The following is a 21,399-nucleotide window of genomic DNA, read 5'->3' as shown; positions in this document are numbered from 1 at the left end:
CATCCCCCCTTATTTTTGCACGTCGTAGATACACCTCTCCAACTCAAATAAAAACTTTTTAAAACAACAAGTTGGAGTGAAATCAAGGAGTATTAACATCTTTAATATCGGCTATTACACTCCTTAATCTCACTTACTCATATGATAAATGCCTAACTCTGTTCCTACGATCTAAGGTGTTCCATGAGAAAGCTGCTCTATAAGAAAAGTGTACTGACCAGTTTAGTGTGTTCTTTATCCAGTATTACTGCGATGCCATCCCTTGCCCAACAATCTATTAATCCTGAAGAAGAGCTCGCTTACAATCTAGGTGTTCAAGCATTTATCTATGGTACAGGGCCATTAACCGTGGCGGCGGTTAGGCAAACAACCACATCGGTAGACGCGCCGATGGACAACGCCATGGCACCATTGAATGAGATGGGTAAAACACGCGTTCTGTCCGGCCCTCAGGATAGAATTGTGCCTACGATCAACAACGATACGCTCTACTCACAAGCTCACTACGATCTGGATTTGTCAGGCCCGATGGTGATTGATATCCCTCGCACTGATAACCGTTACTACATTGTTCAGTTATTGGATGCGTACTCAGATTCGATTGAAGATCTGCACGTGAAGAATGTCGGAGACCACGGTTCAAAAGTGCTTTTGGTCAATAAAGGCTGGGCAGGTGAAGTGCCAGAGGGAATTGATCGCGTCGTAGAGTCTCGCACTCCTATGATTTGGTTAATTCAACGAACGGGCGTGTTTGGCGAGCAAGATCTCAATGACGCGTTGGTTGTTCACGATAAATTCCTCAGCTACCCACTCGATCAACTTGGTGCAGAGCATAGCTTAGTTGAATTGGAGAAATCGACAGGTCGCATCCCACCTATGGCGAGGCCTGAAGGGTTAGAGTGGTATTCGCTAATTGACCGTGAGTTACGTAAAAATCCGATTCCAGAAGATGCCGCCATCGTTGATCAATTCCAACAAATTGGTATTGGAGGATCGACCCCCTTTAACCCTGAAGCGCTATCTTCAGCACAGAAAAAAGGGTTAATGCGCGCGATTGACTCTTCACAACAGATCATTCAATACGCAGGTCGAAGCATCGGTGATGTCAATAATGGTTGGTCGATGATGTACGAGGGAGGCCGCTACGGGAATGATTACCTGAGCCGAGCGAGCATCAATATGCGAGCGGCTGGTTTGAATGTGCCAGAACGAGCTCTTTATCCAAACCGATACACGGACTCGGATGGCGAGCAGCTGTCGGGAGACAATCAATATCGAATGACCATGCCTGCCGATGCACCCGCTGAGGCCTTTTGGTCGTTGACCATGTACGATGCTGACAACCTGTTCATGGTTGAGAACTTCATTCAACGCTACTCCATCTCAACCAATCGTAAGGATGAGCTGAAATACGCAGAAGACGGCACCTTGCCAATATGCATTCAATACGTAAAACCGTCCGATCCGACGTGTAACTGGCTACCTGCACCTCAAGATGACTTCTATCTTCACATGCGTCTGTATGAGCCGACTCAAGCCGTTCTCGACAATGAGTATCCACTGCCACAAGTTGAAAAGCTCTAGCCTCAATTAGGTTAATTACGTCGATTAATCCAACTAAGGCAATTAAGTCGATCAAGTCAATTGCCACAGTGTTCTTAGTGTTCGGTCGTGGCAATGACTTCAATCTCCAAAAACACCACTCATATCGCTAGGAGCACGACTCAAATTACTGGAAATATGACTCATACACTGAAAATGAGGTTTTACTCTTGAAAGTACATTTCATCACACTGTCTCTGTTGGTCACAGGGATAGTTAGCTCTCTCGCACATGCGGGAGGATTAAACCTATCTCAGATTGCGACGACCAAAAGCGTTGGCACAGCAGGAACAGGAAACGTAACAGCGAGCGACGCATCAGCCGTGATCACCAATGCTGCGGGGTTATCGGCCATTGAAGAAAGCGCTTGGATTCTTGGTGTTCAATACCTCAGTGTTGAAACCACTTTTGTCCGTGATGATAACTCGGCTTCGACCACGGGAAGCAGCGCAGATGTTCTCCCTCATTTGTCTTACGCCTCAAGGGTTAATGACCAATGGGTCGTGGGCGCAGCATTGCACGCTGCCGGGGGCACTGGTGTTGAATATTCACATGGCGTTGGAGCAAACCCGGCTTTATTGATCAAAGAAAATAGCATTTCAGCACTCAACTTAACGTCATCACTGTCATATCAAGTCAATGAACAACTGTCTCTTGGTGGTTCTTTGATACTGCAGCACGCAGCGCTTGAAACTCAAGCATTGAATGGTCGCGAGCTACAAGGGGATAGCCTCGACCTAGGGTTCGGCCTGAGTCTCAATCACCACATCAGTGACAACACACAATTGGGTGTCAGTTATCAGGGCCAATTTGATCACGACCTTTCCCTTGATACCGCCAACGCTTTTGGAATTAGCTCTGAATTGACGTGGGTTCGAAGCTTAAACTTAGGGTTGAAGCACTCATTAAATGACGACTTAAATCTTCTGCTCAGCTCCAACATGGAGACATGGCAAGATTATGATGACAAATACTCAACCACCTATTCTCTCGGGGTTGGTGTGGAATACGCATATGAGGATTGGTTGCTGTACAGTGGACTGAGCGGTGATACTAGCCCTGTAAGCAGTCAAAACAGGGATGTGTTACTCCCGCTCGATAAACAGTGGCGTATCGGATTCGGTGCTGAGAAAAAGATATCCAATGACTTGTATCTTGGGCTGAGCTACCAATACCAGGACTTAGGCCATGGTGAAATTAGTGCTGACTCCGGATTATTTCAGCCTTCTGGCCGCTATTCGACCAACAGAGTCCACTTCATCACGTTATCTCTTCGCCATTAAAGCGAACTCTTGATCGTTCCATTTCTAGCTTCTAGCTTCTAGCTTCTAGCTTCTAGCTTCTAGCTTCTAGCTTCTAGCTTCTAGCTTCTAGCAAAAAGTGGAACGAAAAAAGGATTGGCTGAGACAACAATCTTTGTCATTCCATGAATATTATGCTGCTAACCAGAAAGGCTCAAACATCCTTTACGCTTATGGCAATTGTCGTTATTGTGACTCTCTACGTCATCACCACAAGGACTGTCTGAGAGTTATGAACAGCACGATTGAAACTATTCTGGGGCACCGCTCCATTCGTCAATATACAAATCAACCGATTGAAAAAGCACAACTTGATGTGATTATTCAGGCTGGTCTCGCGGCTTCATCATCGAGCTTACTGCAGGCTGTTTCTATCGTGAGAGTGACAGACAAAGAGAAGCGCAAACTGTTAGCTGAATACGCAGGTAACCAAGCTTACGTTGAGAATGCGGCTGAGTTTTTAGTGTTCTGTATCGACTATCAACGCCACGCTCAAATCAACCCTGAAGTGAAAACCGACTTTACTGAACTGACCCTGATTGGCGCGGTAGATTCTGGCATCATGGCGCAAAACTGCATGTTGGCTGCTGAGTCTCTAGGTTTAGGTGGCGTATACATTGGCGGGTTACGTAACAGCGCACAACGAGTGGATGAACTGCTAGAACTGCCACAACACACCGCCGTATTGTTCGGAATGTGCTTAGGTCACCCGGCACAACAACCAGAGGTTAAACCTCGCCTTCCTGCTCACGTAGTAATGCACGAAAACCAATACCAACCGCTGAGCCTAGATGAAATTGCCAGCTACGATGATTCGATGCAAAGCTACTACGCAAACCGTTCAAGCAACCAAAAGCAGAGCAGTTGGTCACAACAGATCACGCAAAAACTGTCTGGCGAATCTCGCCCACACATTCTGCCTTACTTAAACAGCAAACAGCTGACCAAGCGATAAGTCTAGAGCAGAGCTTAATACAGAAAAGACTCAGATGAGCGAGCTCAATTTTCGCCATCACAAACAAAAATGTCAGCGCAATATACGCTGACATTTTTCATTTCTACGGTGTTAATTCTCTTACAAGTACTTCTCTATCGGTAACAACTGCAGGAAGCCTGACTGCATTCGTTCCCACTTACCTGTTTCAGGTTCGCTGTCCCAACTTTGCTCACCGGAATACCAATACACATCACCGTCTTCCAGTTCTAATCGCCAGCTGTTTTCTTCACTCATCGCTTGCTCAATGGTTTCTGCTAATGTTTCAGCGATAAGTTTATTCTCGATGATTAGAACCGACTCAGTATTAAGATACGTTGAACGTAAGTTGAAGTTAAATGAGCCGATACTCGCAATGCTGCGGTCAAATACGACTGATTTAGCATGCAGACCATAAGCGGTCGTTGGGGCGCATTTAGCCGCGTCTTGAGTCGATTCTTCACATAGCTTAGATTCTGGTTTCAGCTCAAACAGATCAATACCATGCTCTAGCATATCGGAGCGTCTTCCAGCGTAAGCAGAGTGGTTGCTCACAAGATCATTAGAGGCCATTGAATTGGTCAGCGCCTTTATCTCAACATTGTTGTTACTCAGAGATTGCCACTCATCAAGTTGACCATCATCAAACACTAGATAAGCCGATTCAAGCAAGATCTCTTGTTTCGATTCGCTCGCTAGTTTCCCAAGAAGAACCGCGGTCGCTTTCGGTTGATCGGTATTGTCTGAATCGATAGGCACTGGTGGATCGTAAACAAAACGCGCATTTACCCAAGTCATCTCACCAATCACCTCTTTCAGCAAGCTATCCGCAGCCTTACGATCTAATGGTAATTCAGGATAATTTTGATAATGCGGAACAACAATATTATCTATCTTTGAGAGATCAGGTTGTTCGTCATCACCCAACATATCGACAGGGTAAGACCAACGGCTATTCCAGTACTCGATAAAACTTGTTTGGATGGTGTTAACGACTGAGCCCATCACTAACACATCGCGATCTCGGAAGTTTATCTCGTCAGAAAGGTCGAAGTATTCATCACCAATATTACGTCCACCCACCACAGACAAGGTGCCATCTACGGTAAACGACTTGTTGTGCATACGGCGGTTTAAGCGAGAAAAGTCACCAACAAAGCTCAGCCACTTACTGAAACCACGTCGCGTTGGCGTTGGGTTGAAAATACGAATCTCGACGTTCGGGTGTGCATCTAGCGCCGACAACAAGCCTTCACGTTCGTTGAGGTTAATGTCGTCCAGCATCACTCGTACTTTCACACCACGCTCTGCAGCCGCCAACAAACGACTGGCTAAGTACCTGCCCGATTCGTCAGAGTTCCAAATGTAGTATTGGATGTCGATGGTGTGTTCTGCGCTTTCAACCAACGCCAATCGCTGAGCCAATGCATCCCAACCAGATTCTTGTAAACGAACGGCTGTAGTAGCCTGCTCTGATGCTTGAAGTTGATATTCATCCGCTAAAACCGACAAAGTGCTTGGTCCATAAGAGGTGTACGGTTCAGCTGGGTGGTCGATGCCTTCGGGTAATGAAGAACAGCCGCCGAGAATAGCGACTAAAACTAAGGTTAAACTGATGCGTTGGAGCACAGGCATGTATCTGACTTCCTTTTCACGATGGCGTCTTTAGAAACTTTCCGTACAGCTTTTCAATGAACAAGCTATTCCGATCTATTCATTGATTATTACTGCTAAAGCCTGAAATTTATAGGTAATTATCCAGTATAAATTTAAAGGTCGGTAAATTGGCCTACAGATCACTTAACTTGAGTGAGCGCCAAACAGTATAAACTCAGCGGCTTTTCGACCATTTCAATGGTGAGCTCAGTTCGGTCTGGGTTGCAGTTCAACGCCAAAGCGTAGCCGTGTAAATAATCCACCAGCAAATCCAACGCATTTTTGGTTTGCTCTTCGGTTAACGCTAACGGGCTCAACACCGCTTCAAAGCGTTCACTAAATACTTCCATTGGCCCGAGGGATTTCATGGTCAATAAGGTCTCTAACAAGCCTCTATATTCGTTGAGCATCGACAAGTAACTCACACTGAGTCGATAAAGGTTATCTCGCCAGTCTTGATTCAGCTCTGGCTGTGCCACTTCTTCAATCAAAGAAACTGTGATTGCCTCAAGCAAATCATTTTTGTTTTTGAAGTAATGGTATATGGCCATCGCATCGACCCCGAGTTCCGTCGCCAACCCTCGAATGCTTGGCACTTTGCCACTCTCTCGCATCATGCTTTTGGCAATAGTGAGTATTCTCTCGGCGCTGAGTTGGCTTGACCCACTCTTTGGCCGACCTCGTTTCTGATCCTTGACAGTCATACCGTCACCTCTTAAACTTTATTTCTACACTGTAGAATATTTTAATTTATTACCGTGTAAATGCCAAGTTTCTCATCAATATCGGAGTTAAAAATGTCAAATATTGTATTTATCGCAACTAGCCTTGACGGTTACATTGCAGACAAACAAGGCGGCTTAGATTGGCTGCAAGCGGTCCCAAATCCAGACAGTGATGACATGGGTTACAACGCCCTCACCGATCGTGTTGATGCGTTGATCATGGGACGTAATACAATGGACATGGTGTTGAGCTTTGGCATTGATTGGCCCTACAGCAAGCCAGTCTATGTACTGAGCAACACTTTGAATGAAGTACCTGAAGAACTGGAAGGTAAAGTGTTTTTGATGAAGGGCGAGCTTAAACAGATTGTTGCGGATTTGAACAACAAAGGCATGAACAACCTTTACATTGATGGTGGTGTCACCATCCAAAACTTCATGAAAGAAGACCTGATTGATGAGCTGATCATCTCGACGATTCCTATCGTTCTTGGCGGTGGTTCTCCACTATTTGGTGACTTGCTTTCTCCTCTCGACTTTACGCTGAAAGGCGTCACAACTTACCTTGATGAAATTATACAAACGCATTATCTGCGCAAGCGCTAGACTGCTGTTCATATAAGGGGAATGTAACGATCAACACTGAAAACAGTGTTCACGCTGCATAACCCTTATAGTCCCTACCAAAACCTCCCCTAAAGTAGTACCATTTATCGTATCTCATTCTTAATGGTATCTGGATCTTATGAAGCTTTTAGTCGATCGCACTGGTGAACAGTTTTTAGAAATTCTGGAAGAGTCAGGAGACAAACTGACGGTTCAATTCATTAGCAATGAAGGGAATCGAAAAGGTAAACCATTCCAAGATAGCTTGAGTGGCTTGTTCCTCACTGGTTGGAAACCTCGTACTACATCAACGGCTATTGGCTTGGAACGTTTTAAACAAGGAAAGCTTGAAGACCCAAAGGTAAGTTTTGCCTTACACCAACTCTATCCATTAGGTCGTGATGTAAAGCTACCTAGCGGAGAAATGGCAACCATTGCGAGTTACGCGAATACCCATGCCGACGGCTACTATATGTTTGTGCGCCTCAACGATGAGTTAACCCGACTCAAAATTACGCCCGATTGGGAACTGCAACCTTCTGTTCAAAGATTAGCTCTGCCCTATTATCCCTCCCCTAGAACCAAAGAAGAACTCGACAACATTGACGATTTTGATGCGTGGGCGGGCGGTTTTTAGCATTCTGCTGTATCCCGCGACCTCCCGTTTACTCGGTTTAATCGTTTACTAGCAAGAATAGTTAAAATAAAACCCGAAGCTGAAATGCCCCCCAATAGTTCGGGCTCTAGTCTAATTGGGTTTCGAGGCTAGTCGTTATCGATCGCTTTCAGCACTTTACATGGATTACCGACTGCAACCACATTGGCTGGGATGTCTTTAGTTACCACACTGCCTGCGCCAATCACGCTGTTTTCGCCAATGGTGACACCGGGGCAAATGATTACACCACCGCCAAGCCAAACATTGTTGCCGACGTTGATCGGAGTGCCAAACTCAACGCCTTCTTCTACACGGCCTTTCACATCAAGTGGATGACCTGCGGTCAGGATTTGAACGTTTGGACCAAGCAGCACATTGTCGCCAATGGTCACTTCAGCCACATCCAAAATCACGCAGTTAAAGTTAGCGTAGAAGTTCTTGCCCAACTTGATGTTCGAGCCGTAGTCACAACGAAACGGCGGCTCTAAATGTGCATTTTCACAGCCCGGAATAAGCTCTTGCGTTGCTGCTTCCCATTCAGGTGTGTCAGGAATACTGTTATTGAGTTTCTGGAGCACCTTACGACATTCGATACGAGCGGCATAAAGCTCTTTATCCCAAGCCTGATAAGGTTCGCCTGCTAGCATTTTTTGTTTTTCTGTTTTCACGTTACTTACCTGTTTTAACATTACTTATCTGGTTTCACATTACTTACCTAATGGTGGTCAATTCAACTACCAAAGAAGCAATATCGCACATCTAAATAACAGTGAATAAGGAGTGTTTAAGCTTGGTTTAAGAGATGCGCAGCTCGTCACTTTTTGTAGGTGAAATATGAAATTCGAACAGTGCTAATTTAGCTTCGCTATCGAATCACGTAACACCAAACTGCCGGTGGTTTTGATGGTGGTCGCTTGCTCTGTTTCACCGACAATTTGCAAGATCGCCTTTTGCGTCATTTGCTCTAATGGCACACTGACAGACGTTAAGCTTGGCGTTAAAAACGCGCCCACTTTGCTGTTATCAAAGCCGACAATAGAAACATCTTGAGGCAATGAGTACCCAAGTTCAGTTAACGCCTTAATCGCACCAATCGCCATATCATCGTTTTCCGACAAGATAGCAGTGAATGTGGCTTTGCTTTTTGCCAGAGCCTGAGCCGCGTGATAACCGCTCTCCATCGTCCAATCACCTTGAACAACTTTGGCCTCATCCAATGCAATACCATGTTTAGTTAGCACATTTTGATAGGCTTGGTAACGCAGCTCATCTGTCGAAGAACCGGCTTTACCTCGAATCACTGCAATGCCTGTATGGCCTTGCTCGATGATGTGTTCAACCATCAAACAAGCGCTCTGATAATGGTCGGTGGTAATGGCATGATTAGGCTTCGACGGCATTTCCCGATTGAGTACCAGAATCGGTGTGTCAGTGCTTTCGATGATCTTTGCAATCTCACTTTCGGTTAAGCACTGTGGGTAGATGATGATGCCCGCGCACTTCATATCCATCAGGAAGTTGATCGCCTTTATTTCGTCTTCAGCGCTGTGTTTGCCATCGGTGATCACCAGTTGGTGATTCGACTTTTCGCTATAAGAAGCCGCGTGATACATCAAGGAAGAAAAGTAAGGGCCATTGAACAACTCATTGGTGATTACAAAGCCGATGAAATTGGTCTTCTTGGTCGCCAATTGCTGAGCCAACAAGTTCGGTCGATAACCTGTTTCTTGAATCGCATCAAATACCTTTTTCACCACATCTGGGCGCACGATGTTCTTGCCATTTAAGACACGAGAAACGGTCGATTTAGATACGCCTGCGCGGTTCGCGACATCAAGCATGGTTACCATTGGCTTCTCTTCCTTTATAAAAAATTAGCCGACATAGGCCGACTAATTCATTGCAAAATGACAGCTCACAGTTCACATAACTGCGCTGGGAAATGCATTCTAAATAGTGGCACCGTTAGATGCAATCACGCCTTTATACCACTCGAACGACTTCTTGCGCTTGCGCTCTAGTGAGCCAGATTGATCGTTGTGCTTATCTACGTAAATGAATCCGTAACGTTTTTTCATCTCACCGGTGGTGAAAGACACTAAGTCGATACAGCCCCAAGGGGTGTAACCCATCAAATCAACACCATCAATCGCAACGGCTTTTTTCATCTCTTTGATGTGGTCGCCAAGGTAAGCAATGCGATAGTCGTCATTAATGCTGCCATCTTCTTCAATGGTATCAACTGCGCCAAAACCGTTTTCAACGATGAACAATGGCACTTCATAACGTTCATACAGAGACGCTAAACAGAAACGTAAACCCGTTGGATCAATTGGCCAGCCCCAATCACTAGACTGGATGAACGGGTTATCGACCGAGTTTTCATGACCGCCGTCCATCGCTTCATCGGTCGACTGATGCGAAGAAGAATCCAAGGTATTCGACATGTAGTAGCTAAAGCCAAGGTAATCCGCTTTACCTTCTTTCAAGATTTGCTCATCTTCAGGCTGCATCTCAATGTTGAAGCCTTTGATAGCCCAGTCACGCTTGGCGTAATTTGGGTAGTGACCACGCACCATCACATCTGAGAAGAAGTAACGATCACGCATCGCTTGCTGTGCCACCATGATGTCTTCTGGCTTTGAAGAACGAGGGTAGAAAGGCACCATCGCACACATTGCGCCGATCTGAAGATCTGGATTGATCTCGTGACCTTTCTTAACCACCAAAGCACTTGCAACAAACTGGTGGTGAACCGCTTGATACATCGCCTCTTGCGGCTTTTCGCATTGTGGAAACTTCACGCCTGAGCATAACCAACCGAAAATATCTGCCGAGGTGTTCATCTGGTTGTTGATCTCGTTAAACGTCATCCAGTATTTCACTTTGTGCTGGTAGCGTTCCATCACTGTAGTTGAATACTTAACGAAGAAGTCGATCACTTTGCGGTTCATCCAGCCGCCATATTCGTTAGCTAGATGGTAAGGCATTTCAAAGTGGCTCAGTGTGACCACAGGTTGAATGTCGTATTTCAACAGCTCATCAAACAGATCATCGTAAAATGCTAAACCCGCTTCACATGGCTCAGCTTCATCGCCATTTGGGAAAATACGCGTCCAAGCGATACTGGTACGGAAACACTTAAAACCCATCTCAGCGAATAACTTAATGTCTTCTTTGTAGCGATGGTAGAAATCCACTGCGACTTGGTTGGGATAGTTTTCACCATCAATCACACCATCGGTGATTCGACGTTGTACACCATGAGCGCCCGCTGTTAATACATCAACAACACTGACACCTTTACCATTCGCATCCCAGCCGCCTTCTAACTGATGTGCTGCAACTGCACCGCCCCATAAAAAATCGTTCGGAAATTCGTTGTTCATATCGTTACTCGCTAAGAAAAGTGATTGGTTTAGGGTCACAAACTTAAAACTCGCAACTCTGAAACCGTTTTCAACATAGAATGAAGATACACATTGAAACCGGTTTCAACAATGCCTTTTTTGATCTTTTTTTGATCACGAAGTTAGATCTAAGGAAAGTACTCATGGTTGATGGATAACGGTCGAGAACGCCTACACAGAATGCAAAAAAAGCCAGTTCAATGAGGATTGAGCTGGCTTTGTGTTGTTAGAAAAAAGAATAAATCAGACTACGACAATGGCAACTGACGGATCATTTGCTGAACCTCATTGCCATATTTTATTCGTTGTCGTGTCTCTTCGAGTGCGTACATTTGCGTCTTCTTGGCTGCAGGGTTGGCACTCCGACCTTCCGTAACCATGGTATCCGCTGAAGACTTTTCTTCATCTAATCGCCCTGGTATCGTTTTAACTGATGACCAACCTAAGCCACCAATCGAGCGCGCCGTCATTATGCCTTGATAGATGGTATAACCTCGGGCGCCCACTTTGACTTGTCCAAGAAGAATCTTGGTAAATCCACCATGGATTGGAGGAGGCGTGTACGTCATCGTCTTACCTCCTTGTGTCATTCTGGTCGCAATGACCTGTCCCTTAGAGCTGCCTATGCGCATAGCTGGGTTCGTTTTAGAGGCCCACGCAAGATTGTACTCACCAGAAGGTCTAATCTTGTTCATCAAACGAGAACCAAGACCGGGCTGAGTGACATCTTCCAATGCCCCACCCGCTCTTACCCAACGTAAGTTCTGAACCGACTTGTAGGCTGAATATCCACCACTCACCACACCAATAATATCGAATGGAATGGTCGCAATATCAAGCTTATGAGAGATGTCACCATCATCGATAACCCCCGAAGCAATTTGTAGCGCACCACTGGTCATCCCAGCAATACCACCGATAATACCCGCCGCCAATACTAAGCTAGAACCACCGGTTGGTGCCGCCAATGCAATACCCACAATACCCGCGATCACACCAAAAGCACCAAACAAGATCTTACTGATATTCAGGTGTCCGCTTGGGTCGGTGAAGTTAATCGGATCGTTATGGCAATACACATAAGCATTGTGAACCCCCTCATTGAAAGGGGCCAAACTGTCCGGTGCATTAAAGCGCATCAACTTCGGCTGGTAAACGCGATAGCCTTGGCCTAAATGGTAGCCTTGCAGGATAGGATCCAACCACTCGCCATTAAAGCCAATCTCCGAATGAGAGATGGTCATCGACTGCGCCATAGCCAAACGAACCGAAGTCGGAAGCAGTGAGATGCCACCAGCCACCGCTGCGGTTTGACCAATTTTAATCAGGAACTCACGTCGATTAAGTGGGGTAATAAATACCGAGTCTTTATTGTTCATTTGCATTCCCCGCTTGATCACGTTGCCCATATGGAGAGTAACGGTACATAGCCCCTGTTTTACCCGACGTATTTGATGCGATTACCGAACCATTTTGATCCGTGGCCAATAACGTGGTTTCCGAGTCCATCTCTGACCATTTAGGCACTCCTTCGTGATAGATATACTGAGTGAGTTTGCCATTTTCCTCGATCGAAGCGAGGTCACCCCATAGATAGTTAAAGTGACGAGATTCAGAAGCGGACTGTTGTGTAGACAGTCGGTCGTTGCTGTCATATTGATAGAGCCATTCGGCATTATCAGCTAACACACGCTGTAATCGGTCGAAATTGTCATATTCAAGAATTCGACCATCCGCATCTTCAATCATGTTGCCATTCAAGTCGTATTTCACTGTTACCTGACCGTCGAGTTGTGGGTGGGAATGAGTAATACGAGTCAACTGGCAAGGGTCATCCGACTCATAAAAGTAACGAGCGAAATCCTCAGATTCAGTAGTAGCTGTGCGTTGCGTCAGCATGTTACCTAGCTCATCATAGCTCCAATCAATAGACGTCATAGGCTGAGACCAATCGCTCAGTGGGCCCGCGCCGAAGAACTCGACTTTAGTCAACTGAGAAAGGTCATCATAGGTATAGATTTCCGTCAGATTACCTAAAGTTACACACTCCTTTTTACGAGAATTAAGCAGCCCTAACGCGTTATATTCTTGTGATTGCTCAAAGATATAATTATCGTTCAAGGCTATAGCTCGGTTGACTTCGCGACTATATTCATCCCATTCGAGTTCAGTGACTTGGGTTTGACTACCCGATATCAGTGTTTCTAATATCACTCGATCAAACTCATCATATTCGTAGTAAACCGTTGTTGAATTTGAACTCAACTTCACTAATCGTCCGAGTTCGTCGTAGCCATATTGGCGAGTGTCCGTGTCACTATCAATTGCAGCGATAACCCCACCATCGGAGTAGCTGTAATAACGAGACTGACCATCATTCACCTCGGCTTCAGGTAAGCCTTTCGTCGAGTAGGTAATGGTACTTTGATTGCCTTCACTGTCCTGACTCCCTGTCGGTAAGCCGGATATTGGGTCATGACTGTAACTAGAAGCTTGCCCATCAGACGACTTAGCACTTAGCACTCCCAATTGGCTATCGCGAGCAAATAGCCTTGTTGGGGCTGCCATGCTGGTTTCAGTTTCTGGGATATTGCTGCTATCCGCATAAGTCCACGCCAATGAAGCTTGGGGACTCGCTCCTCTGCGCAGGGATCGCGGCCGTCCCAATCCATCAATATCGCGTTGCCCTAAAGTCACCCCACCAATTTTCAGATCTACAACTTGTGACTGGTCGGTATGTTCAGCGTAAGTGATATCTTGATCGACACCGTTCGCTTGAGTCATGCGAATCACACGATCAAAACGGTCGTAATGGTAATGCTTGGATCGAGCGAGAGGATTCGTTTCTTTAATCAATCTTCCCCATGAGTCGTACTCATAATTCCAACTGTTGATGCCTTGCTCTTTTTTCTCTTCTAGCCCCCAGCTATTCAGAGAACTGACCGTCATGGTCAAACCTTCAATACCTTGGGTTTTCTTACGTGAGGCAAGATTATTGAACTCGACACGACGTTTTCCATTCGCTAACAGAGTCGCTTTAACCTGATCCCACTCATCGTATTCATAGCTTTCTGTTAAAACCACAGGCGCAGATCTAGAATGGCGATCAGGCAGCACATCGTAGGTACTCTTGCTTTGGAGTCTGCCCAACGCATCGTACATTTTGGTCCATACGACCGAGCTACCAACTTTAGCCTCTAATTCACGTCCTTGACCGTCCCAGCTTTGTTCACACAAGTTGCCTTTGCAATCCGTTAGCAACAAGGTTTGTCGACTCATACCAGTATCAACAATGTATTGATACGAACGGGCTGCACTTCCTTCAATCCGTTCTTGAGTAGTTCTACGAAGCGAATCATAAGTAAATGCACAGCTAACTCCGTCTGAATCGACATGACGCGCGAGTTCTCCAATATCAAGGTAGTGCCCAACCGCAAGATTGGTTTTCGTATTGTCGTGACAGGTCAGCTCTTCGTGTTCTTCAAGGACATCGCTATCCAACTCATAGCGATAGTGAGAAACAGCAGAATACGTGCCGTTAGGATGAAGAATGTCATTTTGGACTGAAGCCAATCGGCCGAAAGAGTAAGTCTCACCAGTATCAGTTTGATAAGCGTAATGACTTCTATAGCGTTGGACGTCTTCTTCCAAACTCAGAACCACATCACGATGGCCATTCAGCCCCTCAAGAGAAGCATATTGATAAGAGATCACTCTCTGTTCTGAACCATTGTTGAGCGTACGAGATTTGACGAAATTCACCATACCCGTTGGCGATGCGGGACAACCTGCCTCACCATTTTTAGCGTAGTATTCGTAACGTTCTGCGATGTCATTCTCATCAACGAACTTAAGCATGTTGCCATATTCGTCGTAATCCCATAATCGACTTTGAGCTTGGCTATCCGATCCAGAAAACCAGATTTGTTCCTCTTTACTGATCAAAGAATACTGAGCAGGTTGATCCGAAAACTGCTGGTTATCAATCGCTGGGTATTCCAGCCTTTTCAAATGAACAAGGTCTCCGCTTACCTGCCGGGCTTCTTCAACGAGTAGGTGAAATTGATTGTATGTTTGAGCGGTGACAATAGAGCCATTTTCGATTTTTTGTACGCGATAAGTATATTCGAAACCACGCTCAAGTAAGTTATCAAGCCCTTCACTTAATTCACCGCCACGTACACCGTAACCCATGAAATTGCGGCTATCTGTACCAACACTGTCGTAGGTTGTGGTAATAACTGGCGAATTAAGGGTAAGAACATCGAGTGCAGTAACGGCTGGTAAGTAAGTCATTGAGTTGACTCGAATACCATCAGCCTTATATCTCAAACGCTCGGTCAAGCCACAAGGATGGTTTACCTCATTGATTAACGTATATGAACCAATGCTTTCATAACCGAAACTATAGCTACCTGCTTGTTCTGGTAAATTGCATTTGACGAGCTTGTTATTGCTAAGAGTAAGACTGAAGTAAGCTTCATGGGTACTGCCAATATTAGTAAAAATATTAACGCGCCCTACCGAGATATACTCAACCCATAAAAGTGCGGTCTGTTTGGTTGTTCTGTCATCCCAAACTTTATCTAAGCGCTTATTTTGTCCCACGTTGAGCCAAGAAAAGTAGAGAGCATGACCATTACTTTGAGTGATCTTAATGATATCGCCATCTTTATCTAAAAGATCAGTACGGCCATTTTTATAGGTGATTTCATAACCATTCGCGCTAGACGATACCGAAAAATCGAGCAGTTTCTTGTAACGAATACTCATCTCTATATTGGCGTTTAATTCAGCACGGTAGGATTGCCCATTTGCAAGATAGAGCTGTTGGTTCTCGATGTCGTATCTTGGAAGATTCAATTTCCAGCCTTTACCGAAACCAAGGTTGTCTGTCGAGTAAGGTGAGAATTGAATGGATATATCGAGGTTTGGTCCCTTAAGCCAGTTACCAATAAGAGAGCCAAGTAAGATTTGATATGAATAGCTTCTGGTTCTTTGGTCTACGCCGCCCGAACAAAAGCTATCAAAGTTAAAAGCGTTTGAAGTCCAATTAGACATAAATTTCCCCTAAAGTTAATGAGTTAGCCCAAATGGCTGAGCTAACTCTGTTTTATCCGAATGTTACTGGCTAACCAGATTCCAATGGGTGTAATCCCATTTCTGGCCGCCACCGGTAAATTCACTTTGAGGATAAATAAGCTTTAGTGGTCCCTTATTTCCGTATTGGTCAAATACAGTAAATCGGTACTCTTTTTGAGAATCATTGTTCGATGTACCGCTATTTGAATAAAGCAATTGGCTCAGAGTCACTGATCTTAGTTGTTGGTTAACTCGCCATACCGCCGTGCGACCTTCGCCAGCGGCGCTATTCCAAACATATTCATCAGATACATTACGCTCTGAACTTGGAGCGAACACATAACCTTTCACTGAACGAAAGCCATTAGTACAATCAGAATAGCAGCCCAACCACTCATCGTTTAGGAACACCTTATCGCTGTCCGACTCGTCGAAGTTATCCATAGCAACCTCGACCAGTTTCACTGAAGTATCTTTGGGCGTCACATAGAAGTTATACATCTCAGCTTTTTCGAAATAGAACCCATCAGCGTTACTCTCTTCCCATACCTTGTCACCTTCTCCAATCTCTGAAAAGTCGGCGGCACTATAGGACTTAGGCTGTACGCTTTGATAGAAGGCACTTGATTCATTTGGATAAGCGCAGCTGTCGTAGTAGTTATTGTCATATTGGCTACCAGTATTGAATTTAACTTTCATACAAACTTCACGATACTGAGCTACCTCGTTGCTATAAACCCAAGCGGTTAATTTGGTATCAGATGCTGCAACCCGAGAGGTTGGTAGACCCTTAGAGTATCCATAACTGTTCCCCATTTGGTGAGAATAGTCATTTGGGTTCAATGTATACCCCCAGCAATCTCTTCCGTAGGTACAGTCTTTATTTTTGCCTAACTCTTGTTCACTATTCTTAAGGTAAAAAGATATCGCACCTTCTAAGTCACTCTTAGGTACTGTCACTGGTCTGCCGTAGCTATCAGCGAAGGAAACCGACACACTAAGTTTGGACTGCATTCTTCCATTGCCATAAAAAGGCATGGGTACACCGTTGCTTTCATTATGATCAGCCGTTAAGTCATCGGCCACCACATGATAATCACTATTAATTCCTGCAAAACTTGCACTAGAAAAAAAACACGCTGACATTGCTAGTAACAATGATTTATTCATCGACAACTTCATAGTATTAACCCTACATATTATTAGGTAAGAAATTAAAGAAAAGACAATGATATCTCTGGATATAACAATTTTTTTGATAGTTAAATTCACCCTAGGGTCTTTGCCCTATTTTAAAATTTACACTATCAACGATTACAAGTGCCATTATCCATTCTGATAACCATTGCTTACACGCCATTTAATTGATTAAACAGACAGCGCTAATTTAATTAATCAATTCATCAATGTAAAATTTCAAATTCTTCTTAGCCCTAGCCAATTAACAAAATCCAATGAAAAACTATACCCATAAAAAACAATAACTTAAAATTACATGTGTAACATTATTTCAAATTCATTCATGCAATATCCACAATCAGAATCGAGAGGGAATTACTTTTTATAAAAATCAGCCTATTTATTTGTTGTGACTCGCATCGTTACACCACCTTACTGTTAATACTATCAGCGCTTTTACATTGTTTTTATATTAAGAAGAACTATTCGAGATAATTACCCTTACCAATAAAATGGTAATATTCATTATTCAGCTGATATCCTAAGATATCTATCGCATTCGTTAATTACGTCAAAATATAAAAACCACCATAAAATTACCACTGTGTTCAATTATTAACCGACAAGATGATAATTTATATGCTTTTATCTAATTTATATTAATATAATTAATGAAAAGTTAATGAGTTCTTATTAATGATCTCTCTCAATATTTTGAAAACCTGTTTGCCCCTCTACCAGGGTAGACTTTAGACTTAACACTCTACAAAGCGAATCTCTGTTCTATGTTCTACGTTGGAACTCGGCTTAGTGGCCACGTTAGGCGCAACGATTGCCGCTATCTGCGTAAGGAAAATGGCGAATGTGGAATAGAAGGTCGTAGTGCTAGCTTATCAAGTGGGGAGAAGCGAGCATAGTTTCAAATATAGAGTACTCACAGATGATCTACTCAATGATTCTTGGTTACTGTTGTATGCCGAGTTGCCAAACACCATAGCGCTGATTGGCGCCGCGGTGATTGTTTTCAGTGCCATTATGCCTTTTGTAATCAAGCTCAAGAAAGGTCAATAATTCACGGTTCCATTTGCCCCGACCAATTCGATAGGGACGAATGGCACCCCAACATCAATGCAGCTCAAAATACTGGTCGTGTTGTGATTTGCCAGATTGGTCTTGAGTTCCTGGGTAGAACTGAACCAGCGTCTGGTCGGCTAGTGTGAGGTGAATCCAACCCTCTTTGACTTTCAGCCAATTGGTGCCGTTTGTCTCATAGACGATAGGAAAACTGCCCCAGCCTGACTCTGATACCTGCAGCTGTTGAAAGCGATTAATCGGCGTTAGCTTATTGCTGTCGAAGTTTGCGTCAGCATAGACTGATAAAGGCTCAATGGCATCGTTTGGCTTAAACGTGTAACAGCTCACTGCGGCTGAAATGCGATCAAACCACTGGTAGGGTTGTGCGCCTGTTAAATCGTAGACCGTGCAATCGTTAAATTGAATGGCCCACTCTAGATGGGCTTTGAAGCCAAGGTATCCAACGGGTTGGGATGGTTCAGGCTTCGAGTCAGCCTCTGGTTCATATACTGGTTCTGAGGTAGCACATCCCATCAGCCCAAGACTAAAAAGGAAAGTCAAAGCACGCTTCATCATTGTAATACCTCAGTTCCGTTAGTGAATTAAAAGCTATTCAAGCTCACTCCATTAAACGGTAAGTTCTAAGCGATTACCATCCGGATCGAGTACACAGCTCTCATAATAGCCATCGCCTGTTCTTCTTGGGCCATCTAAGCGCTCATAGCCGTCTTCGACCAAGCGACTTGTAAGCTCATCAACCGCTTGTTCCGAGCCTAATGAAATCGCCATATGAATGAAGCCCGTAAATTGATCATAGATGTCATCTTTCGATTCAGGAACCGAGTCCATTTCCATGATCTCTAAACGGCTCCCTGTTTCGAAAGAGAGGAAGTATGAAGAAAACCCTTTGGTTGGGTTGTGATATTTTACGTTGGATGTCGCGCCGAAATAGTTTTCATAAAACTGCTTCAACACGTCGAGTTGTTTGGTCCAAATTGCAATGTGTTCAATTTTCATTTCGTTCACCTAAGTTTGATGTCTAACGTTAGATTACTCATCAAATAAGGAACAATAAACAGAACAAAATTTATCAAAGTTGTTCCTATTTAATGGGTCAGTTGAGTTATCAAAATCACAACAATTAGCTGCACAGTATTAACATCTAAGCTTGTGTAATATATAGCTTTGATCAATAGTCGGTGTTTTACATAATCCGAGATTTGAACTGTGAGCTTTTTAAAACTGATAACGCTAGCTGCCATATGGGGAGGCTCGTTCCTTTTCATGAGAATTGCGGCTAATCCTTTAGGCCCAGCAGTCCTGATTGAAGCACGAGTTCTGTGCGCGGCGGTCACCCTACTCTTGGTTTCTTTTTATCTGAAAAGGAAGCTTTCTTTTAATGCTCACGCGAAACACTTTTTTATTCTTGGCTTGTTTAATACTGCGCTTCCTTTTTTGTTTTTCGCTTATGCGGCTCAAACTCTCAATGCGTCGACCCTTGCCATCCTTAACTCTACGGCTCCGATATGGGCAGCGATCATTGGGGCAATATGGACGAAGACTGCGCTCGAGAAGAAGGTGCTACTCGGATTAGGTATTGGGGTCACGGGCGTAGGCGTATTGGTGGGTTGGGATGCAATGAACATCGGCCAAGAAGCGGTTGTTCCTATTTTTGCCGCGGTTTTGGCGGCGTTTAGCTACGGTATCGCCTCTAACTACACCAAGACAGCACCAAAGGTTGAAGCCTTCAATAATGCCCACGGCAGCATGTGGGCCGCAGTATTAATCGTATTACCATTTGTGTTCTTTATTCCAATGAGAGAAGCACCCGATCTCACGATCGCGACTTCTGTCATCTTGCTCGGCGCGGTGTGTACTGGTTTAGCATACTTACTTTATTTCAATCTCATCTCTGAATTGGGCGCACCTTCAGCATTGTCGGTGACCTTCCTGATTCCAGTATTCGGTATTCTTTGGGGCAACTTGTTCTTGGATGAAGCCATCGGCATCAACACGATCATTGGTTCGATTCTTGTTATCACAGGCACGATGTTGGTGACAGGAATGTCGCCAATAAAAATGCTCAAAGCCGCTCGTCAAAAACGCGCGCAATAGTTGATTGTATCCAAAAGTCCTAATTAGAACCCTGATGTAACAGATACAAAAACGGCCTCTAAATGGAGGCCGTTTTTCATTGAATCGTTAACGACTTTGAGAACTCGTCATGTATTGCTGAATCTTGGTTCTTAACCATTGATGTGCAGGGTTTAAGTCTGTTCGTTTATGCCAAATCATATACTGCTTCATGGGCAAAACTTCGAAAGGCTGGTCGAGCACTTGCAATTGGAATCGCTCTGCAAACTGATTAGCAAAATCCCGAGACGTGCTACCAACACAATCTGAGCCCGCCACCAACACACACATGGTCATGATCGAGTCACACTCTGCACTCACTTTCCTTTGCTTGAGTGGAGATTTAGTGAAGTATTCTGCAGTGTACAAGCGAGTTCGACGCATCCGAAAAGTGATGTGCTTTTCGTCATAATACTGCTCTTGTGTTATCGAGCCATTGATTCTAGGGTGCCCTTTCCGGGCAATAAGCACTAGCTCATCTTGAATCACAGGCTGAGTAATATAGCCATTCACTTGCGGGTAATGGATATCGATCGCAAGATCCGCTTGCTGCATACTCAAACTCTGCAGAAGATCTTCTTCATTGCTTGGTACCATATTGAATTGAATCGAGATGTTACCAAGCGTATCGTCCTTTTCCACAAGGGGTTGCAACTTGGTTAGGCCAATTTCATTCACCAGAATTCGAAACACATGATGCTGCTGATTATCAAATGTCTTTAAGGTGCTGACTGCGCTGCTTATCCCTTCTAATGCGGGTTCAATTCGGCTTGCCAGTTGCACCGCAGCGTTAGTCGGAATGATCCCACGCCCTTCACGAATAAACAGGTCAGTATCAAGCTGAGATTGGAGTCGCTTCAAGGCTCCGCTGACCCCTGGCTGAGTCATACCCAGAGATTCTGATGCTAAGGTGATCGACTTCAATCTATACACTTCTAAAAACACATTCAGCAAGTTTAAATCTAATTTTTCAACATCACTCACAGTCACTCTCCATGTT

General features: G+C 44.5%; 17 protein-coding genes. 6 read left to right on the top strand and 11 right to left on the bottom strand.

Annotation, left to right across the window (positions count from 1 at the left end; translation table 11 throughout):
* The first annotated feature begins 183 nt into the window (after window positions 1-183).
* From M4S28_RS19360 to nfsA, 3 genes are all read left to right on the top strand, one after another.
* Window positions 184-1,584, top strand: a complete 1,401-nt coding sequence (locus M4S28_RS19360) for a DUF1254 domain-containing protein (protein ID WP_249633560.1) — start codon at window positions 184-186, stop codon at window positions 1,582-1,584.
* Window positions 1,585-1,772: 188 nt separating this feature from the next.
* The gene (locus M4S28_RS19355; RefSeq protein ID WP_249633559.1) at window positions 1,773-2,885 is read left to right on the top strand and encodes an OmpP1/FadL family transporter; all 1,113 of its coding nucleotides are present in this window, start codon (window positions 1,773-1,775) and stop codon (window positions 2,883-2,885) included.
* Between the two features lie 250 nt (window positions 2,886-3,135).
* On the top strand, window positions 3,136-3,858 hold the full coding sequence (nfsA, locus tag M4S28_RS19350) for an oxygen-insensitive NADPH nitroreductase (RefSeq protein ID WP_249633558.1): 723 nt from the start codon (window positions 3,136-3,138) through the stop codon (window positions 3,856-3,858).
* 120 nt (window positions 3,859-3,978) lie between these two features.
* On the opposite strand, the gene M4S28_RS19345 is transcribed toward nfsA, so the two are convergent.
* Window positions 3,979-5,511, bottom strand: a complete 1,533-nt coding sequence (locus M4S28_RS19345; RefSeq protein WP_249633557.1) for a phospholipase D family protein — start codon at window positions 5,509-5,511, stop codon at window positions 3,979-3,981.
* A gap of 161 nt (window positions 5,512-5,672) precedes the next feature.
* The gene (locus tag M4S28_RS19340) at window positions 5,673-6,236 is read right to left on the bottom strand and encodes a TetR/AcrR family transcriptional regulator (RefSeq protein WP_249633556.1); all 564 of its coding nucleotides are present in this window, start codon (window positions 6,234-6,236) and stop codon (window positions 5,673-5,675) included.
* Window positions 6,237-6,329: 93 nt separating this feature from the next.
* On the opposite strand from M4S28_RS19340, the gene M4S28_RS19335 reads away from it, so the two are divergent.
* Complete coding sequence (locus M4S28_RS19335; RefSeq protein ID WP_198596578.1) at window positions 6,330-6,863, top strand: dihydrofolate reductase family protein; 534 nt, start codon at window positions 6,330-6,332, stop codon at window positions 6,861-6,863.
* A 139-nt stretch (window positions 6,864-7,002) separates the two neighbouring features.
* Window positions 7,003-7,500, top strand: a complete 498-nt coding sequence (locus tag M4S28_RS19330; RefSeq protein WP_249633555.1) for a hypothetical protein — start codon at window positions 7,003-7,005, stop codon at window positions 7,498-7,500.
* Window positions 7,501-7,628: 128 nt separating this feature from the next.
* On the opposite strand, the gene M4S28_RS19325 is transcribed toward M4S28_RS19330, so the two are convergent.
* The 8 genes from M4S28_RS19325 to M4S28_RS19290 all read right to left on the bottom strand — a co-directional run bounded on the left by M4S28_RS19325 (window position 7,629) and on the right by M4S28_RS19290 (window position 19,283).
* Entirely contained in the window at window positions 7,629-8,189 is a 561-nt protein-coding gene (locus tag M4S28_RS19325; RefSeq protein ID WP_249633554.1) for a sugar O-acetyltransferase, read from the bottom strand.
* Between the two features lie 183 nt (window positions 8,190-8,372).
* Window positions 8,373-9,371 (bottom strand): LacI family DNA-binding transcriptional regulator, encoded by a 999-nt coding sequence (locus M4S28_RS19320; RefSeq protein ID WP_249633553.1) that lies wholly within the window; start codon window positions 9,369-9,371, stop codon window positions 8,373-8,375.
* 99 nt (window positions 9,372-9,470) lie between these two features.
* On the bottom strand, window positions 9,471-10,910 hold the full coding sequence (locus tag M4S28_RS19315; RefSeq protein WP_136982443.1) for a 6-phospho-beta-glucosidase: 1,440 nt from the start codon (window positions 10,908-10,910) through the stop codon (window positions 9,471-9,473).
* Window positions 10,911-11,179: 269 nt separating this feature from the next.
* Window positions 11,180-12,310: an RHS repeat-associated core domain-containing protein gene (locus M4S28_RS19310; protein ID WP_249633552.1), complete on the bottom strand. Its 1,131-nt coding sequence runs from the start codon at window positions 12,308-12,310 to the stop codon at window positions 11,180-11,182.
* On the bottom strand, window positions 12,300-15,992 hold the full coding sequence (locus M4S28_RS19305) for an RHS repeat domain-containing protein (RefSeq protein WP_249633551.1): 3,693 nt from the start codon (window positions 15,990-15,992) through the stop codon (window positions 12,300-12,302). The genes M4S28_RS19310 and M4S28_RS19305 overlap by 11 nt, the downstream gene beginning before the upstream one ends.
* A 63-nt stretch (window positions 15,993-16,055) precedes the next feature.
* Window positions 16,056-17,183, bottom strand: coding sequence for a hypothetical protein (locus tag M4S28_RS19300; protein ID WP_249633550.1), 1,128 nt, complete (start codon window positions 17,181-17,183; stop codon window positions 16,056-16,058).
* A 1,134-nt stretch (window positions 17,184-18,317) separates the two neighbouring features.
* Window positions 18,318-18,842: a hypothetical protein gene (locus M4S28_RS19295; RefSeq protein WP_249633549.1), complete on the bottom strand. Its 525-nt coding sequence runs from the start codon at window positions 18,840-18,842 to the stop codon at window positions 18,318-18,320.
* A gap of 51 nt (window positions 18,843-18,893) precedes the next feature.
* Window positions 18,894-19,283 (bottom strand): VOC family protein, encoded by a 390-nt coding sequence (locus M4S28_RS19290; protein ID WP_017078507.1) that lies wholly within the window; start codon window positions 19,281-19,283, stop codon window positions 18,894-18,896.
* Window positions 19,284-19,550: 267 nt separating this feature from the next.
* On the opposite strand from M4S28_RS19290, the gene M4S28_RS19285 reads away from it, so the two are divergent.
* On the top strand, window positions 19,551-20,381 hold the full coding sequence (locus tag M4S28_RS19285; RefSeq protein WP_249633548.1) for a DMT family transporter: 831 nt from the start codon (window positions 19,551-19,553) through the stop codon (window positions 20,379-20,381).
* Between the two features lie 87 nt (window positions 20,382-20,468).
* On the opposite strand, the gene M4S28_RS19280 is transcribed toward M4S28_RS19285, so the two are convergent.
* The gene (locus tag M4S28_RS19280; protein ID WP_249633547.1) at window positions 20,469-21,383 is read right to left on the bottom strand and encodes a LysR family transcriptional regulator; all 915 of its coding nucleotides are present in this window, start codon (window positions 21,381-21,383) and stop codon (window positions 20,469-20,471) included.
* Window positions 21,384-21,399: the final 16 nt, after the last annotated feature.

The organism is Vibrio sp. J383, assembly GCF_023503985.1.
Classification (GTDB): Bacteria; Pseudomonadota; Gammaproteobacteria; order Enterobacterales; family Vibrionaceae; genus Vibrio; species Vibrio splendidus.
The sequence above is the reverse complement of the archived record's forward strand: the minus strand, read 5'-3'. Positions and strand labels throughout refer to the sequence as shown.

Bases quoted from the DNA above. Each gene is read 5' to 3' on its own strand.
- M4S28_RS19360 (WP_249633560.1), top strand. From the start codon at position 184: ATGAGAAAGCTGCTCTATAAGAAAAGTGTACTGACCAGTTTAGTGTGT.
- nfsA (WP_249633558.1), top strand. From the start codon at position 3,136: ATGAACAGCACGATTGAAACTATTCTGGGGCACCGCTCCATTCGTCAA.
- M4S28_RS19345 (WP_249633557.1), bottom strand. From the start codon at position 5,511: ATGCCTGTGCTCCAACGCATCAGTTTAACCTTAGTTTTAGTCGCTATT.
- M4S28_RS19340 (WP_249633556.1), bottom strand. From the start codon at position 6,236: ATGACTGTCAAGGATCAGAAACGAGGTCGGCCAAAGAGTGGGTCAAGC.
- M4S28_RS19335 (WP_198596578.1), top strand. From the start codon at position 6,330: ATGTCAAATATTGTATTTATCGCAACTAGCCTTGACGGTTACATTGCA.
- M4S28_RS19330 (WP_249633555.1), top strand. From the start codon at position 7,003: ATGAAGCTTTTAGTCGATCGCACTGGTGAACAGTTTTTAGAAATTCTG.
- M4S28_RS19320 (WP_249633553.1), bottom strand. From the start codon at position 9,371: ATGGTAACCATGCTTGATGTCGCGAACCGCGCAGGCGTATCTAAATCG.
- M4S28_RS19315 (WP_136982443.1), bottom strand. From the start codon at position 10,910: ATGAACAACGAATTTCCGAACGATTTTTTATGGGGCGGTGCAGTTGCA.
- M4S28_RS19310 (WP_249633552.1), bottom strand. From the start codon at position 12,310: ATGAACAATAAAGACTCGGTATTTATTACCCCACTTAATCGACGTGAG.
- M4S28_RS19305 (WP_249633551.1), bottom strand. From the start codon at position 15,992: ATGTCTAATTGGACTTCAAACGCTTTTAACTTTGATAGCTTTTGTTCG.
- M4S28_RS19300 (WP_249633550.1), bottom strand. From the start codon at position 17,183: ATGAATAAATCATTGTTACTAGCAATGTCAGCGTGTTTTTTTTCTAGT.
- M4S28_RS19295 (WP_249633549.1), bottom strand. From the start codon at position 18,842: ATGATGAAGCGTGCTTTGACTTTCCTTTTTAGTCTTGGGCTGATGGGA.
- M4S28_RS19290 (WP_017078507.1), bottom strand. From the start codon at position 19,283: ATGAAAATTGAACACATTGCAATTTGGACCAAACAACTCGACGTGTTG.
- M4S28_RS19285 (WP_249633548.1), top strand. From the start codon at position 19,551: ATGAGAATTGCGGCTAATCCTTTAGGCCCAGCAGTCCTGATTGAAGCA.